General features: G+C 62.3%; 20 protein-coding genes. 3 read left to right on the top strand and 17 right to left on the bottom strand.

Annotated elements, in window-relative coordinates:
• Position 1: 1 nt before the first annotated feature.
• From ACNO8S_RS16275 to ACNO8S_RS16215, 13 genes are all read right to left on the bottom strand, one after another.
• Entirely contained in the window at positions 2 to 1,951 is a 1,950-nt protein-coding gene (locus tag ACNO8S_RS16275; RefSeq protein WP_420182844.1) for an ATP-binding protein, read from the bottom strand.
• On the bottom strand, positions 1,944 to 2,273 hold the full coding sequence (locus ACNO8S_RS16270; RefSeq protein WP_420182843.1) for a hypothetical protein: 330 nt from the start codon (positions 2,271 to 2,273) through the stop codon (positions 1,944 to 1,946). Before ACNO8S_RS16270 ends, ACNO8S_RS16275 begins: the two co-directional genes overlap by 8 nt.
• Positions 2,273 to 3,073: a hypothetical protein gene (locus ACNO8S_RS16265; protein WP_420182842.1), complete on the bottom strand. Its 801-nt coding sequence runs from the start codon at positions 3,071 to 3,073 to the stop codon at positions 2,273 to 2,275. Before ACNO8S_RS16265 ends, ACNO8S_RS16270 begins: the two co-directional genes overlap by 1 nt.
• A complete protein-coding gene (locus ACNO8S_RS16260) occupies positions 3,066 to 4,874 on the bottom strand; it encodes a hypothetical protein (protein WP_420182841.1) in 1,809 nt (602 codons plus the stop codon). Before ACNO8S_RS16260 ends, ACNO8S_RS16265 begins: the two co-directional genes overlap by 8 nt.
• Before the next feature lie 2 nt (positions 4,875 to 4,876).
• On the bottom strand, positions 4,877 to 5,011 hold the full coding sequence (locus tag ACNO8S_RS16255; RefSeq protein WP_255410841.1) for a hypothetical protein: 135 nt from the start codon (positions 5,009 to 5,011) through the stop codon (positions 4,877 to 4,879).
• Positions 5,001 to 5,360, bottom strand: coding sequence for a hypothetical protein (locus ACNO8S_RS16250; RefSeq protein ID WP_420182840.1), 360 nt, complete (start codon positions 5,358 to 5,360; stop codon positions 5,001 to 5,003). The genes ACNO8S_RS16255 and ACNO8S_RS16250 overlap by 11 nt, the downstream gene beginning before the upstream one ends.
• A gap of 72 nt (positions 5,361 to 5,432) precedes the next feature.
• Positions 5,433 to 5,717 carry a hypothetical protein gene (locus ACNO8S_RS16245; RefSeq protein ID WP_420182839.1) on the bottom strand — a complete coding sequence of 95 codons (285 nt, stop codon included), beginning with the start codon at positions 5,715 to 5,717 and terminating at the stop codon, positions 5,433 to 5,435.
• Complete coding sequence (locus tag ACNO8S_RS16240; protein WP_420182838.1) at positions 5,717 to 6,175, bottom strand: hypothetical protein; 459 nt, start codon at positions 6,173 to 6,175, stop codon at positions 5,717 to 5,719. The genes ACNO8S_RS16245 and ACNO8S_RS16240 overlap by 1 nt, the downstream gene beginning before the upstream one ends.
• A gap of 2 nt (positions 6,176 to 6,177) precedes the next feature.
• Positions 6,178 to 6,621: a hypothetical protein gene (locus ACNO8S_RS16235; RefSeq protein ID WP_420182837.1), complete on the bottom strand. Its 444-nt coding sequence runs from the start codon at positions 6,619 to 6,621 to the stop codon at positions 6,178 to 6,180.
• A 314-nt stretch (positions 6,622 to 6,935) separates the two neighbouring features.
• Positions 6,936 to 7,421 carry a hypothetical protein gene (locus ACNO8S_RS16230; protein WP_420182836.1) on the bottom strand — a complete coding sequence of 162 codons (486 nt, stop codon included), beginning with the start codon at positions 7,419 to 7,421 and terminating at the stop codon, positions 6,936 to 6,938.
• 6 nt (positions 7,422 to 7,427) lie between these two features.
• Entirely contained in the window at positions 7,428 to 8,012 is a 585-nt protein-coding gene (locus ACNO8S_RS16225) for a hypothetical protein (protein ID WP_420182835.1), read from the bottom strand.
• Entirely contained in the window at positions 8,009 to 8,635 is a 627-nt protein-coding gene (locus tag ACNO8S_RS16220) for a hypothetical protein (protein WP_420182834.1), read from the bottom strand. Before ACNO8S_RS16220 ends, ACNO8S_RS16225 begins: the two co-directional genes overlap by 4 nt.
• On the bottom strand, positions 8,632 to 8,811 hold the full coding sequence (locus ACNO8S_RS16215) for a hypothetical protein (RefSeq protein WP_420182833.1): 180 nt from the start codon (positions 8,809 to 8,811) through the stop codon (positions 8,632 to 8,634). Before ACNO8S_RS16215 ends, ACNO8S_RS16220 begins: the two co-directional genes overlap by 4 nt.
• Positions 8,812 to 9,011: 200 nt before the next feature.
• Here ACNO8S_RS16215 and ACNO8S_RS16210 point away from each other — a divergent pair, with 200 nt between their 5' ends.
• From ACNO8S_RS16210 to ACNO8S_RS16200, 3 genes are all read left to right on the top strand, one after another.
• The gene (locus ACNO8S_RS16210; RefSeq protein ID WP_420182832.1) at positions 9,012 to 9,398 is read left to right on the top strand and encodes a hypothetical protein; all 387 of its coding nucleotides are present in this window, start codon (positions 9,012 to 9,014) and stop codon (positions 9,396 to 9,398) included.
• Positions 9,399 to 9,515: 117 nt separating this feature from the next.
• Positions 9,516 to 9,785, top strand: coding sequence for an AbrB/MazE/SpoVT family DNA-binding domain-containing protein (locus ACNO8S_RS16205; RefSeq protein WP_420182831.1), 270 nt, complete (start codon positions 9,516 to 9,518; stop codon positions 9,783 to 9,785).
• A complete protein-coding gene (locus ACNO8S_RS16200; protein WP_121538762.1) occupies positions 9,785 to 10,210 on the top strand; it encodes a type II toxin-antitoxin system VapC family toxin in 426 nt (141 codons plus the stop codon). Before ACNO8S_RS16205 ends, ACNO8S_RS16200 begins: the two co-directional genes overlap by 1 nt.
• A 236-nt stretch (positions 10,211 to 10,446) precedes the next feature.
• On the opposite strand, the gene ACNO8S_RS16195 is transcribed toward ACNO8S_RS16200, so the two are convergent.
• The 4 genes from ACNO8S_RS16195 to ACNO8S_RS16180 form a co-directional block, all read right to left on the bottom strand.
• Complete coding sequence (locus ACNO8S_RS16195) at positions 10,447 to 11,328, bottom strand: hypothetical protein (RefSeq protein WP_420182830.1); 882 nt, start codon at positions 11,326 to 11,328, stop codon at positions 10,447 to 10,449.
• Positions 11,329 to 11,608: 280 nt separating this feature from the next.
• Positions 11,609 to 11,821 (bottom strand): hypothetical protein, encoded by a 213-nt coding sequence (locus tag ACNO8S_RS16190; RefSeq protein ID WP_420182829.1) that lies wholly within the window; start codon positions 11,819 to 11,821, stop codon positions 11,609 to 11,611.
• A complete protein-coding gene (locus tag ACNO8S_RS16185) occupies positions 11,821 to 12,126 on the bottom strand; it encodes a hypothetical protein (protein ID WP_420182828.1) in 306 nt (101 codons plus the stop codon). Before ACNO8S_RS16185 ends, ACNO8S_RS16190 begins: the two co-directional genes overlap by 1 nt.
• A 505-nt stretch (positions 12,127 to 12,631) precedes the next feature.
• On the bottom strand, positions 12,632 to 12,949 hold the full coding sequence (locus tag ACNO8S_RS16180; protein WP_420182827.1) for a PadR family transcriptional regulator: 318 nt from the start codon (positions 12,947 to 12,949) through the stop codon (positions 12,632 to 12,634).
• Positions 12,950 to 13,435: the final 486 nt, after the last annotated feature.

Below are 13,435 nucleotides of genomic sequence, written 5' to 3'. Positions count from 1 at the left end.
GTTAGCTCACTCCAGTCAAATCAGCCGGCTCACGGCGGTTCACGTCGCCCCCGCCGAGCCCAGCGTTGTGGACAATCGGGATATCGAGGTCGGCCAGCGACCGGCTGACCATTTCCTTCGCCACCTCGACATCCGCCATCGTAATCTCTTCACGCAGGTTTGCCCGAGCGCTCGCCTGTGCAATCCTGCGGGCGGCCCCGAGCTTGCGGGCAGTCACGGGTACGGGCGGGCCATGATACCGGCCGTCCGCGTCCGCGAGGGCATCGCGATAGCGCTCCGGCAGCGCCATCTTTTGCTCTTCAAACCACGCGGCCAGCGCCTCGATGACGCTGTCGTTCGCGGGCGTGGGATGCAGCTGTCGAGCCCGCATCAGGACCGCGCGGTACTCATCCATCGATAGCACTGGGTCGATAGCATCGGCGTCAGCCGTGTCGAGCGCCTGCCCAGTCGCGTCCTTGAGCGATGCTGACCACGTCCGAATCATCGACTCGGCCAGTTCTCGGACGTGTTCACGGTCCTGTTTCGACCGCATCTGCATGATAAGGTCAAACCGCGACAGCAGCGGGCTGTTGATGCCCAGCGCGTCGACCAGCGACTCGTCACCAGCGAAGTGACCACCGAGCGGGTTGCACACGCCCAGTAGCCCGCACTCGGCTGGTAGCGTCATCGACTGGCCGGCCAGCGACAGCGGCAATATCTGGTCGGCCAGCGCCGAGTGCATTTTCTCGACGGCGTCCTCGCCAGCCTTGTCCAACTCGTCGACGACCGCGATCCCCTCGTGGGCGCGGACCAGCACACCGGGCTCGATGCTGAACCCGCCGTCGGAAAAGTCGTCTTTCACCGCCGCCGCGGTCAGCCCCGGACCCGACACACGCTCGCCGCTCGCGAACGCCGATCTAGGAGCGACCGCCGCGGCCCACTTCGCCAGCACGGACTTCCCTGTCCCCGGGTCACCCGGCAGCAGAACGTGGATATCGCCCCGATAGTGCGAGCCGTCCGGCCCGTCGAACGTCGACGCGCTGACCAGCTGTAGGACCAAGCCGCGAACCACCTGCCGGTCCCGTGGGTGCGAGCCCGACACGAACTTCGGCGCTGCGGCCGCCATCAGTACATCCGCCGTCGACGGGTTCTCGATATCCACGTCGAACGACTCCGGGCGCTCGCGAAGGCGCTCGAAGAGGTCCCGCTGGTCGGCCGTGAACTCCGTGTCTTGGTAGGTCTGGCCGGCCGCTTGCACGGAGTTCACGACGACCTGTGGCTCGGGAATCGGCCCGCCACCGCGGAACTGCAGCTCACCAACGAGCACCACGTCCTGACAGTTCGCGATAGCCCCGTGGCCCGCGAGGTCGCCCTGCAGGTGCGCGATGATATCCGACGTGTCACCACCCAGCGCCGCGCTGCTGGGATTCTCTAACAGGAGCTTCTGATAGTCCTCGTAGCGGGACTGGTCGGGATTAATCCGGAACGGTCCTTTCATCTCACAGCCGACGCACTCGAAGGGCTCGATGTACTGCCCGGGCTCGAATGGTATCCGGGTGAGGGTGCCACAGCGCTGGCACTCGAAGGCTGCTTCGACAAGCCGCGGCTGGACCTGCGTTCGCTTCGCGACCTGCCCTTCCAGCGCCAGCAGTTGCCCACGTCGGTCGCTCGGTGAGAACTCCCCCGGCGCGGTCGTGTGTGACTCGGGCAGGTTCTCGAAGCGCGGTGTCGCCTGCCCCAGCGACGTGTCGACCGGCAGCGGCGTGTCCCGAATCCCCGCTTCGACGTACTCAAGCATCGAATCGGGCGCATCGAGGATATCCTCTGCCAGCGTTGGGTCCCATCGCGCGAGCGCTGTCCAGTCCAGCGTCAGCGACGTGTCGTCGGGATAGCGCTGGGCCAGCAGCGCCACCTTGTCGCTGACCTGCCAGCGGAGATACTGAGCAACCCGGTCGGACAGCTCGTCACTCATCGCTGTCCTCCGTGTCCGGCGTCACCGAGTCACGCCACTCTTCGAGCCGGGCAACGAGGTCCTCGACGAGCGCGCGTTCCTGTTCGGTGACGCCGTCCCAGTTGACCGCCATCCCGGCAGCTCGGAACGACGCCAGTTTCAGGAGTTTGCCTGCCCGCTCGTCGGCCAGTTCGGTGGTCAGTTGCACCGCGTCCTCAGTGTCGATATCCCCGTCGTCGACGGCGATCTGTGTGCGCTCGAAGATTGTCGGTTCGGCCAGTTCCACGAGCGACGCCGCGTCACGTTCGCGAGCCTTGGCCGCCCGGATTGCTTCGATATCCATTATCCCGGCGGCACCTCCTTGGGACGGCCAGCAACATCGGCCAGTTCGTTGCTATTGGTCACTAACTCTGAGAGAGTGGCATTCATCGCCGGGAATATCTCGCCGGCCAGCAGCCACTCAAGCCGGACTGACGGCCCGCGAGTCAGCGAGTGCCACCAGTCGCCGTGGCGGTCCAGCACGTCCTCGATGAACCCGCTGCGGACGTGGCCCTCGGTCATGTGAATGATGTCCTCCGCCCACGCCATGACCTCCGATTCGACGCGGGGTGGTTCGCGGAGCGTCCGCCGCAGCATCCCATGCTGTTCGACGGCGCGCTGATGCAATCGTGGCCGCCCAGCGACGTACTGAATCCGTTCGGCGTCTTTGACGCCCTCTTCATCCGAGAACTCCCCGACCCGTTCACGCAGCAATTCTGTGGCGTCCTGAAACGCCGGCAGCAGCACCTTCCGAATGAGCCGCCGCCGGAACGCATCGGCTGTCTCGTCGTCGCTGGGTGCCTGGTCACAGATTGCGACCCGGTCGTCCGCATCTGCCATGAGGCAAGCGACCTCCCAGCGGTCTTGCACGAGGTCCTCGTGCCACGTCTCCGGGGTTTGCCCGCCCGACACCACGTCGACGGCGTGGCACCACTCCAAGACCTCGGTGCGAGTCTGGAACCCATCGCGAAGGGACTGCTGCAGGTGGCGCTGCTGGGCGCGCAGCGAGTCGAGCCCAGCCGCGAACGAGCGGTCGACCGACCCGTCGTCGCTCGCGAGCCATTTGAGGGCATGATGCCCGTCGGCCGCCATCGGGTCAGTCATCCGCATCAACCCCCTGTTGTGGCGACGACGGCGAGAGGTTCGTTGACGGGTTGTTCCCGCCGTGTTCGTCGTCGAGCGCTTTCTGAATCTCCGTGCGAACGCGGTCGACAATCTGCTGGCCTTTCTCGTGGTCAGACCATTCCAGCTCGGTGACCGCCTGCAGAACTTGGTCGAAAGTCTTGCGCTCTTCGTACTCGTGGCGCTCGGTCTGGACCTGTGCCTGGACGTCGTTCCAGTGCGACGGTCCCCAGTCGACTTCGAGCGACCCATCGCGAGCTTCGTGGCCTTCGATGAGCGCCGGCAACGTCGCCAGCCCCAGCCCGATAATCGACGAGCCCAGTGCCGCGACTGTCCCGAGGTAGACCAGCGCGCCACCGCCGAGCGCGATGCCGATGAATCGCCAGTTCCGACGGGTGACCCAGTTCGACACCGCCGCCGAGATAGCCGCTGGCAGTGCCGCGATGCCCTCACCTTCGGGCGGGTCCGCGAGGTCCTCTTCGTCGACCTCTTTCGTCAGTGACGGACTGAATTTTAGCCGCGCCGGCTTGTGCCGCAGCACCTTGTCGGACTCTGGGTCGACCTCGAAGAGCTGGTCGAGGTCGCCTTCCCCGCTGTCGTAGGACTTCCAGTCCTCGGTCGGTATCTTCGCCGGGTCAGCCCAGTAGCGGGCCAGCATCGGCCGAAGGCCGGCTATCGGCGCGTACAACTGGTCGCCGTGTCGGTACACAGACTTGATTTTGTTCGGCACACGCCGCGTCCCGACCGTTTCCTCACCGCTGGGCGAAATAGCGCCTTGCCGGAGTTTTCGCTGAAAAAACCCGGCTTTCGAGAGGTCGCTGTCCCGAATCGACAGCATCACCGGCAACGCCAGCAATCCCATCAGGATGCCGACCGCGATGGGTGCGTTCGCGAGGATAATCGACGTTTGCCACGTACCAACTATCGCTGCGATGCCGATCACGACGGCGACCACGCCTGCCCAGTACGTGACGCCTTTCAGCGTCCCGAGAATCGTTCGCGAGAGGATGTGCTTGGCCGACGCGCCGCTGAACATGATTCCACAGATAGCCGGGATAATCAGATTCAGCGCACCCCAGCGCCAGAGGTCGCCTTTCGAGTTCGTCGGGTAGGCCGGGGACGCCGTCAGCGGGTTGGTCTGGTGACCGAACCGCCAGCGTGCGCCCTCGACGCGGCTGCCGTCTTTCTCCAGCCACGCCGTTGCCTGCCACTGCTGGTCGTAATGCGACTGCAGTTTCAGTTTCGATGCCGAGTAGCCGCTATCTGCCTCGAAGCTAATCCGCTGGACAGTCTGGTTCGCCGCGTAGGTATGCTGTGTCCCGTTGACGCTCGTCGTCCGCTCTTGCCAGAACACGACGACGAACTCGTAGTCACCGACACTCTCACCGAACGCCGATGTGTAGGCCAGCAGATAGTCCGTTTTGAGTGCCTGATTCCGACCGAGCGGCTGGTAGGACGACTGGGCCGGATTCAACGGCAGGTACTTCAGCACGATCCCGCCGGTCGGGAGCATCCGCGTCGACTCCGGCGGCCCCTGTGAGCCACCACTTGATATCTGGTCGCCGCCGGTCCGCAGCTCCGAGATGTTGAACGGTCCCGGCGCTGTCCAGTCGCTCGACGCGCTGTCGGTCGTCTCGTTGGTCGCTTGGTAGTGTCCGTCAGCCACCGCTGCCGATGCGGGCATCGCGAACGCGCCCGCCACGGTGACAGCGACGAGGACGACCGCAACACTAACCGCGGCGACGGCGGCCCTATCACCTCCTGAGAGTGCGTGTCCGCCCACAGTTAGCCCCCCGAAAGAGCGCTCGCGACGCCGTTGACGTAGTCTGTCGTTGCCTCCGGGGCCACGAACATCGCGATGGCGACGAGCCCGACTGCGGCCAGCATGACCGCACCCCAGCCCGAGATGTTAATCTGCATCCACCGCCTCCTCTGCAGCCGCGCCCGTGTACAGCGCCAGCCCCACGACCAGCGCCGCAAGGAACACGACCATCGTCTCTTTCCCCGTCAGTCCGAGGAATACCGTGCCACCGCCAGCCAGTGCGCCAGCGCCGATGAACGACGCCGCCGCGCTCCAGAGGAATCCGCCGGCATACACGCCACCGAAAAAGCCGCCCACCAGTCCCGTCGTCAGCCGGGCCGGGCGGCCTTTGAACCACTTGATCGGGTAGGCTGTCTTTGTCAGCACCGACGTGTACTCGCCGATCACGTAGAACACCATCCCGATGATGGCCCAGCCGGTGACTGTCGCCGTCGTCACGTCTGGCATCGGCTCACCTCCACGCTGTCCGCCGTTCTTGCTCGATACGTCCGCTTGATGTGTTCGTTCTGAGTCATGAGTTTAGCCGTCCGTTCGTTTGTCAATCTGTTCGCGAGCTTTCAGCAGCAGTTTCAGCAACAACAGCGCCGCCAGCCCAGCGACGAACTTCGATGCCGTCGCCTGCGTGATCGGCAGGACCGGCGCGGAGCTCACCAACAACGTCGCCCCGTAGAACAACTGTCCGAGGTTCGCCCAGCCCCACTGCAGCAGCACCGCAATCACGTCGAGCTGGAACGCACCGAACAGTGTCGTCGCCGTTGCCGTTGCCGCACTTGCTGGGTGGGTGAGAAGGTCTTTGAGCGACATCAGTTGATGAAGGCACCTCCGCCGGGGATGAAGTCCAGCGCAATCTCGATGGCTGTCCGCAGGTACGTCGAGTACGCGACCACGACAATCGCGAACACAATCGCCGCGCCCAGCAGTCCCGCTGGTCCCGTCCAGTTGAAAAAGTCGATTAGCAACTGAACGAGCATATCGATGAGACTGAGCACTGGGTCACCGATTGCGGACCCAGCGTCGATGAGCGTCGTCGCGATGACGGCCGGGACATCCACGAGCCCGAGGTCACCAACTGTTGACGACCGAGAATGGCCGAAAAACACGTAGTTGATTGCCCAGAGGACTTTCTCAACGACGCCCTCGACGCCATTCAGCAGCGGCGTCAAGATCAGCCCCAGAATGAACCCGGTTGGAGAGGCCGCGAATGCTTTCAGCGACGGCGGGAGGACAGGGCCATCGCCGCCGCCGTTGGATGACTGTGACACTGTCAGTCACCCCCGGAAAGCCGTTGGGCTCCCTCTCGAAGGCCACGCACGACGACGAACAGCGTCAACAGGGTGAACCCCACCGCAACGAGGTAGCCCCAGAGTCCGAACTGTTCGACGCTACTGGCCCAGAGGTCCTGTTGATACCACTGCAGAATCGGGACGAACAGCTCACCAAGCACGCCCGATCCTGTCGGCGTCTCGTCGGTCGACACTTCGCCGACGAACGACGTTGCGCCCTCGATGAGCCGCTCGGGGATACCGATTAGCTCGTCGATGTACCTCCGAAGCCCGATGTACACCGTCGCGACTGTCGACAGGAGTATCGACGCGCCGACCCGAGTCCAGTTGACCGGGTTCGCCGTATCGACGATGCGGTAATCGTCGTACTCCGAGTTAGAGTCGGCGTTATTAATCAAGCTCGTCAGCCCCGAGTCATCAGCCATCGGGGGTGACCTCCGAGTTGTGGGGCTGGCGAGCCGTCATTCGTCGACCGTGTCCTCCCCGATTAGGCGGTCTGCCAGCCACTCTGGCACCGACATCGGCGGCATGGGCGGACCAGACCGCTCTAATCGGATAAACGAGGCAATCAACCAAGCGCTGCTGGCAGCAGCGACGATGCCTGCCGACAGCACAGGATTCGTCGCGAATGGACGAACGAATAGGGTTGCAATGGCGGCACTGAAATCGGCAGTCGGGACCACCACAACGAACCCAAACAGCAACACAACTACTCCCAGCAAGTCAAACTGGCGAGCCGTCATTCGTCTATCGTGTCCTCCTCTTCAACGCCGAAGATGTCCGTTGGCACGTCGATAGGCAGGCCCGGCAGCACGTCGCCAGTCTCGTCCTCGCGGAGATAGCGCACGACCATATACAGCGCAAACATGACGATACCAACGGTAATCGGGAACGCGAGCGTCCCCGCCAGCGTCTCGCCAAGAGCCGATCTTAGCGCTGTCTCCGAGATATCTGCCCCCGCAGTCAGCAGATTCCCGGGAGCCTCGAAAAGCCCCGTTAGGAGCGACCCAATCGCATCGCCCGCGTTGTTGAACGGCTGGGCAAAGAAGTTCGCCACCGCGTTCACCACGTCGATGACTGCGACGACTGGCGACACAATCAGGCCGATAATCGACGCAGACAGCACCTTACCCGCGTCTCCGCCATCCTGCAGGAAGTTTGTCACACCACTCAGTGACTCCTGCCCGCTGCCGTCGCCGAGGTCCAGGCTCGGGTCAGATGACATCCCGTCTCACCCCGATATCCGGCGCTTGATCGGGTCGAACAGCCCCAGCAGGAACGCCGCCGCCCCCAGCAGCGCCGCGATGAGGATGTTCATCGGCGTCAGTAGGCCATCGCCGCCACCGCCGAAGATGGCCCCGCCTGATTCCTGCTGGACGATCTCGCCGATCTCGATGGACTCCGCAGATTCGGAGTCGCTGTCCGTGCCGTCCTCTTCGACGACAATCCGGTAGCTGTCGTACTCCGACGAGTCAACGGCGAAGGTCTTCTCCGTGGTCTCGCCGTCGGCTGCCGACACCTGCCCGGAGTCAACCTGCGTTGTGATGCCGTCAGACACGCCATAGACCGTGTAATCGACGCTCTGGCCGCTGGTGTTCGTCACTTCGAGGTAGACCTGCTGGGTCTGGTTGTCGACAGCAACGGTCTTGTCCGCCAGCGTGTCCGAGGTCGAAGTTTCGGTCGGTGTGGCGGTCTCAGTCGTCGCTGCGGCCGCGCCACCGACGCCAGCGACGGCCATGCTGGCACAGATAAGGCCAGCCAGCAGCAGCGCAATCGGTCGTGAACTGTTCTTGTCAGTCGAAAATGGTCCTATCATAGGTTTGAATCCCCGGTTTCGGGCTGGGGAACGCCCTGATTGCGTGCCGATTCGAGTGCATCGATCAGCGCGTCGTCACGGACGGCACCGCTGCCTTCCTGATCGACGGCGTCGATGAGCTGGTCGATTCGGTCGGTGCCGCCGTCGGTCGCTGCGAGTCGGGCAGCTGCAGTCGAGTCGGTGTCAGTCCGGGACGGCAGTTGCATCTGACGCCGGTCAGCGTCAGCTGTCACGCACTCGCCCGAACAGTAGTGGTAGGTGTCCGTCCGGCGCTGCAGTACCACCGACAGCGGCCCCAGTCGCCCCCGTCGTGGGTCCGAACTGCAGAGGACTTCGACGGACTCGTCGTGGCCATCTCGACTGGAATGTGCGACGATGCGGTCGCCACAATGGTCACAGATGGCATCCATTTCCGGAATGGCGTTGCCGTAGGCAACGAGCCCGCCGATAAGAGCGGCACCAGCGCCGACAACTAGTCCGTCAACGACACCGCCGCCGACGGTCAGTGAGGTGATGATCGTCCACCCAGCATAGGCTAGCCCGGAGACGCCGAGTCCGATGCCGAGCCAGCCGACCACGGAGAGGTCTGCCCGTCGGACGCTGTCGACTTCGATGTCGATCACACGCCACCTCCAGCGACGAGAGTCGCCGTGAGGTCGCGGCTCGCGCCGGCAATCTCATGCTGTGTTCGCACGCGTCGACGGGTGTCGGCGCTGTGCCATTCGGTTCGATACGGTTGATACGCGGGCTTGGCCGCGTTGGCCGGCGACTGTCCGCCGCCGGGGTCGTGTTCGCGCATGGGTAGGGGTACTGTCCGAAGCTAGACTACGGACGCGACGGGAGTCGCGATGGCCGAATAAACCCCCTAGGAAAATTACAAGATTCTGTATGATGCTGTCAGTGCCTGAAACGCTGCTGTAAGATGCTGTAAGAGCTGTGTAAGAGTTCACTGCCTATTGAGCCGATGGCTTTATTCTAGAATGTTGCCAATGAAGCCATATGTCACAGACAGCGATTCTGGGGCGGGACATTATTCTTCGGGGTCAGGTCTCACTGTATCTGAGTATTGACGCTGACTGGGTGTCCCGTGCGGAGTTGGATATCGAAGACACATGCCGACTACAGCTTGGCGGTGTTGAGGATGGCGCACTGACTGTCACGCTGTTTATCGACCAAGATTACAGCGATAGTGACAACCCACCGGGACAGTTCGACATCGATCCCGTCGACGTCCAAACGGACATTCAGTGGTGCCTGCCCTCCGATATTCGTCATGACCGTGGAATTACCGGAGAGTTTGGATATAACGCGGAGTATCTCGGCGACGGCCGCATTGAGTATCGGCTCGTGTCTCCATCTGCTCGTGATGACCGGCTGCTGGCGTGACCAGTGGGCTCGTTATTGTCAGCTCTGGCTGCTATGGAGGGAATATCTCTCAATTAGTGCTCATCCGGAGGTACATGTGGCGCAACATGTATGACGTACGCAGCGGTACTACCGAGTATGGTAGCAGACGACGCTCCTGAAGAGACAAAGGTTAGCGACCGGGGGATGGTTACGATTCCGGCATCGCTGCGTCGTCGGCTCGATATCGAGCCAGGCGACAAACTCCGCTGGGACACTGACGATGATGGGACGCTCGTCGTAGAGGTTGTCAAGCAACACTACGGTGCGTTTGATGACTTTGAGCCCGTCTCGATGGGTGGCGATGGGCAAGAGACGCACGACCTCGCTGGACATGAGGATGAGTCTGGCTTTACAGGGGACAACTGATGGCAGTTGCAGTTGTGGATACAGGTGTTCTCATTGGGATGGCAGACGCCGATGACCAGCACCACGACACTGCGATGGAGATCGTCCGTGGCATGGATCACGGCGACCTGCCCACAGGGCATGTAACAAACTACGTTGCCCTCGAAACGCTCAATTGGATACATAATCGAAAGCGCCAGCAGAAGGCTGTTGAGACCTACGAGCGGCTCAATCAGTCTGCTGGGTTTGAGGTCCGACAGGCGGCACAGAAGGACTTTACCAACGCTCTTGATCTGTTCGAAACGTACGACGGACTCTCCCTTGGTGACGCAACCATTGCCGCGTACATGCAGCGAGAGGGGGTTGACTATCTGTATTCGTTCGATGATGACTTTGACGTGATTGCGGATATCACTCGACTGGAGACGGCGGATAATCCGTTCTAGTGAACCGCTAGACGGAGCTTGATCCAACTTTGCCGTCACACCCGTTGTGAACGACTGTATTGCTCTGGTCGCTCCGTTCGTGTTACGACCACTCACTACACTCCTGAAAACAGGGGGTCGCTCCCGGTTCCTGCAGCTAGCAGACAGCGGCGTCAGCGGCGGCAGGGCATGTGCCACCGCGTCCAACAGCGTCGGGTCAGTGGCGATTGTCGTTCTATTCGGTGCGTGTCACAGGGTTAGGGCGAAGACTCCACCACAACGGGTGTGACGCCACCCATCGTGGCTTTGTGGTCGCTGTTCTCCAGCAGATCGAGACCGACGTAGCGTTTCTCCAGCAACCCTTCGGCTGTTGCCATATCCATCGCGAGGATCTCCGTTTGCGTCTGGTCCCGTCCGACCTGCCGAGTTTTCTCGACGATGTCGGTCCCGCCGATCTCAACCAGTTTCTCCCAGACGCGCTTGATTGTCTGGCGATGGGGTTCCTTCCCGAGTTCGGCGGTGAGGGCCGTCTGCAGGTCGGCTTTCGTCATGAACACGCCGCTACCGTCGGTTCGTGTCGTGGCAAATTCCGGCCAGCGTTTGGCGATGCTGATCGCCCGGTAGGTATTCTGGCGGTTCGAACGCTCGACGAACATGGTCTTGACCTTCGACTGCCGGCAGTTCGCGAAGAAATCCAGCGGCGAACTGCTGGGTTCGATCCCCTCGGGCAGCTGTTCGGCGTCTTCCTGGTGGTCGCTATCGGCTTCGAGTTGCTGGGCCTTGGCGATGGCACTCTTCGCGACATCGTGGGTCGCCTCCTGCTGGGTTTCGAGATCGTCGAGGCGCTGGTCGTTCGTGGCGGCGCTGCCGACCGCTGTGGTCGCAACGTCATGGGTCTGTTCAACGTTATCCTCTAAATCTTCGACGCGTTCTTGGAGGTCCTCGATGGTGCCGACCAGCAGCTCAAGAACACTCGAAACGGGGGGTGCCATCTCGTCACCGAGGTCACTGACGAGTGACTGGAGGGCGTCGATGTCCGCCCCATCTTCTCTGATATCCATCCCGAGTTCGTCGGCGAGCGCTTGGTCGGTCGCTGTGCTGTCGGTCCCGCTGTCGTCGTTGGTGGGTTGTCGTGGCATTGTGACCACAGTGCCCGTCCCCGGAATCGAACCGGGCAGTGCCGACCACGGCACGGGCTATCGGTGACGTAGCGGGCGCTATCTGGACGCGGTAGTTGGCTCGTGGCAATGCCGGGCTGTCCGGTGAATTTGCCTCGTGGCAACGGGCTGGATGCGACCTGCAGTGATCATTGGGAGTCTTCCCGTAGCGTGGGTTCGGTGTCGCTGGCACCGGACGCCTGTCGCCACCCCGGTGCTTCGCAGTCGTCGTGGTCGACGCCGTAGTGGTTGCCGTGGCCGGTCATCGTTTGACCACCGTCCGGCGCTCGATGGCGACGTCGTGGGCGTAGTCACCGCGGCGGTACTGGTCGTAGTAGTTCTCGATGGTAGGGAAGTCGGTCGTCCACTCGGTGTAGTGTTCGAGATCACCGACCATGTAGCGGAGTCGCCACGGGTTGGCCTGTGCGGGCGCTGTGTCGGTCCCGGCTGAGTCGGGGGCGTCGGTCGTCGCCATCACCGATCCCCTCCCATGAGCGAGTCACGGCTCTGTGTGGTCGGCTGGTCGCGCTGGCGGAGTTCGTCGACAGGGACACGGAACGTCATGAGGTCATCGGCTCGGCGGATGGCCGTCGTCAGCTTCCGGCGACGCTGGCGATTGCCGGCCGTGGCCTCAAGACGCTGGATGGTCTCGGCGGCAAGGTCGGCCAGCAGGACGCCAGTGACCTCGTCGGCGAACTCGTCGACGGCGGTGACGAGCAGGCGTGGCTCGCTGTCGAGTTCGGTCAGGACGACCACGTCGCCGACGCTGGGGGCAGTCATGCCGACGCACCTCCTCGTGGCTGGGCGGCTGTGGGCCTGAATGAGCAAGTTTTTTCAGAAACCGCCCCACAGCGGTCGAATGGGTTCCGGTCCCCGTCATCAAAGCGCCACACACGCTCTCCGATCTCCCCATCCTCCTTCCGTGGGTCCGGACCCCAGTTTTCGGGGTGCTGTGCGCTGTATTCAGACTCTATAATGAAGCGTAAATTACAATTATAGTGGCTACTGAGTCTGATACTGCCAGCACAAGGTTGGGCACTTTGTACTGGGATATTGTCAGAGGCACGCGATCCGGTCCACCGTCGCGTTTGGCGGTGGACTGGCTCACGGATCGAACTGTGAACGACGACCTGACAGCAACGATTATGTAGGTGTTCTTCGATTATTACCGGAGGGTACCAGTCGGTAATCGCCCGCCCAGTGATACCGTGCCTCTGACAACCTCGACCGACTGTGCCCTCCCTTTTGACTACTGAGGGGCGACGCTGCGTTGGGTGCCGGGCCATTACTGTGTCCCTCCGTCAGCGACGGGTCGGGGCAGCTCACAGAGTTGTGCGAGCGTCTCGGCGTGGCGCTGGAGCTTGTGTCTGCCAGCGTCAGTCAGCGTATACACATTGGTGCGGGCGTCGAGCTCGTCGCAGTTGATGAGGCCACTGTCGACGAGCTGGTCGAGATTCTGGTAGAGACGGCTGTGGTTGATCGGATCGGCGTAGCGCTCGTCGAGGTAGTCCTTGAGTGCGAGGCCGTAGGGGTCGTCCTTGACGGCGCCGATTGCTTCCAGCAGATCGCGCTGGAAGCCGGTGAGTTCGTGGTAGGTCGTCATCGGTCGCCTCCGGTGGTATGCATCTGGCCAAGGCTGGGAGGTGACTTGGTAAGAGTCTGGGGCGCGCGTGACCGGAAGTGGATTTTAGGCGCCCGATTTTCGTCTCCGGCCCGCTGTGGCGTGTTCGTGGGCCGCTCAGGCGATGACCGGAAGATGACCGGAAGTGAGCGAATGTACCGCTGTCTGGTGGTTCCCGAATGACCGGAAGTGCCGGTCGATTGCGAGCGATGCAACTCTTCGTGGGTGGACTGGGCTGCTGTCATGGGTTCAGTGCGACACTTTCCCGAAGCAACCGCTTCGGTCAGCGTCGTATATGATAATCAAGGCAGTTGGGCCCACTTATAGGTTGTGTAGACACAACGGTTTTAGAACAAATATCCCTTTTACCGAGGAGAGATACGAATAGAATGTGACTAACCGTCGTGGGCCAGACCCGACTGTCTCTGACGAAGAACTGCTTAGATCCATGCATATGGCCTACAAACC

The organism is Haloarcula sp. KBTZ06, from assembly GCF_048595605.1.
In the GTDB taxonomy this organism is placed as follows: domain Archaea; phylum Halobacteriota; class Halobacteria; order Halobacteriales; family Haloarculaceae; genus Haloarcula; species Haloarcula hispanica.
The sequence above is the reverse complement of the archived record's forward strand: the minus strand, read 5'-3'. Positions and strand labels throughout refer to the sequence as shown.

Coding starts and splice junctions, on each gene's coding strand:
- ACNO8S_RS16275 (WP_420182844.1), bottom strand. CDS start 1,951: ATGAGTGACGAGCTGTCCGACCGGGTTGCTCAGTATCTCCGCTGGCAG.
- ACNO8S_RS16270 (WP_420182843.1), bottom strand. CDS start 2,273: ATGGATATCGAAGCAATCCGGGCGGCCAAGGCTCGCGAACGTGACGCG.
- ACNO8S_RS16265 (WP_420182842.1), bottom strand. CDS start 3,073: ATGACTGACCCGATGGCGGCCGACGGGCATCATGCCCTCAAATGGCTC.
- ACNO8S_RS16255 (WP_255410841.1), bottom strand. CDS start 5,011: ATGCAGATTAACATCTCGGGCTGGGGTGCGGTCATGCTGGCCGCAGTC.
- ACNO8S_RS16250 (WP_420182840.1), bottom strand. CDS start 5,360: ATGCCAGACGTGACGACGGCGACAGTCACCGGCTGGGCCATCATCGGG.
- ACNO8S_RS16245 (WP_420182839.1), bottom strand. CDS start 5,717: ATGTCGCTCAAAGACCTTCTCACCCACCCAGCAAGTGCGGCAACGGCA.
- ACNO8S_RS16235 (WP_420182837.1), bottom strand. CDS start 6,621: ATGGCTGATGACTCGGGGCTGACGAGCTTGATTAATAACGCCGACTCT.
- ACNO8S_RS16230 (WP_420182836.1), bottom strand. CDS start 7,421: ATGTCATCTGACCCGAGCCTGGACCTCGGCGACGGCAGCGGGCAGGAG.
- ACNO8S_RS16225 (WP_420182835.1), bottom strand. CDS start 8,012: ATGATAGGACCATTTTCGACTGACAAGAACAGTTCACGACCGATTGCG.
- ACNO8S_RS16215 (WP_420182833.1), bottom strand. CDS start 8,811: ATGCGCGAACACGACCCCGGCGGCGGACAGTCGCCGGCCAACGCGGCC.
- ACNO8S_RS16210 (WP_420182832.1), top strand. CDS start 9,012: ATGTCACAGACAGCGATTCTGGGGCGGGACATTATTCTTCGGGGTCAG.
- ACNO8S_RS16205 (WP_420182831.1), top strand. CDS start 9,516: ATGGTAGCAGACGACGCTCCTGAAGAGACAAAGGTTAGCGACCGGGGG.
- ACNO8S_RS16200 (WP_121538762.1), top strand. CDS start 9,785: ATGGCAGTTGCAGTTGTGGATACAGGTGTTCTCATTGGGATGGCAGAC.
- ACNO8S_RS16195 (WP_420182830.1), bottom strand. CDS start 11,328: ATGCCACGACAACCCACCAACGACGACAGCGGGACCGACAGCACAGCG.
- ACNO8S_RS16190 (WP_420182829.1), bottom strand. CDS start 11,821: ATGGCGACGACCGACGCCCCCGACTCAGCCGGGACCGACACAGCGCCC.
- ACNO8S_RS16185 (WP_420182828.1), bottom strand. CDS start 12,126: ATGACTGCCCCCAGCGTCGGCGACGTGGTCGTCCTGACCGAACTCGAC.
- ACNO8S_RS16180 (WP_420182827.1), bottom strand. CDS start 12,949: ATGACGACCTACCACGAACTCACCGGCTTCCAGCGCGATCTGCTGGAA.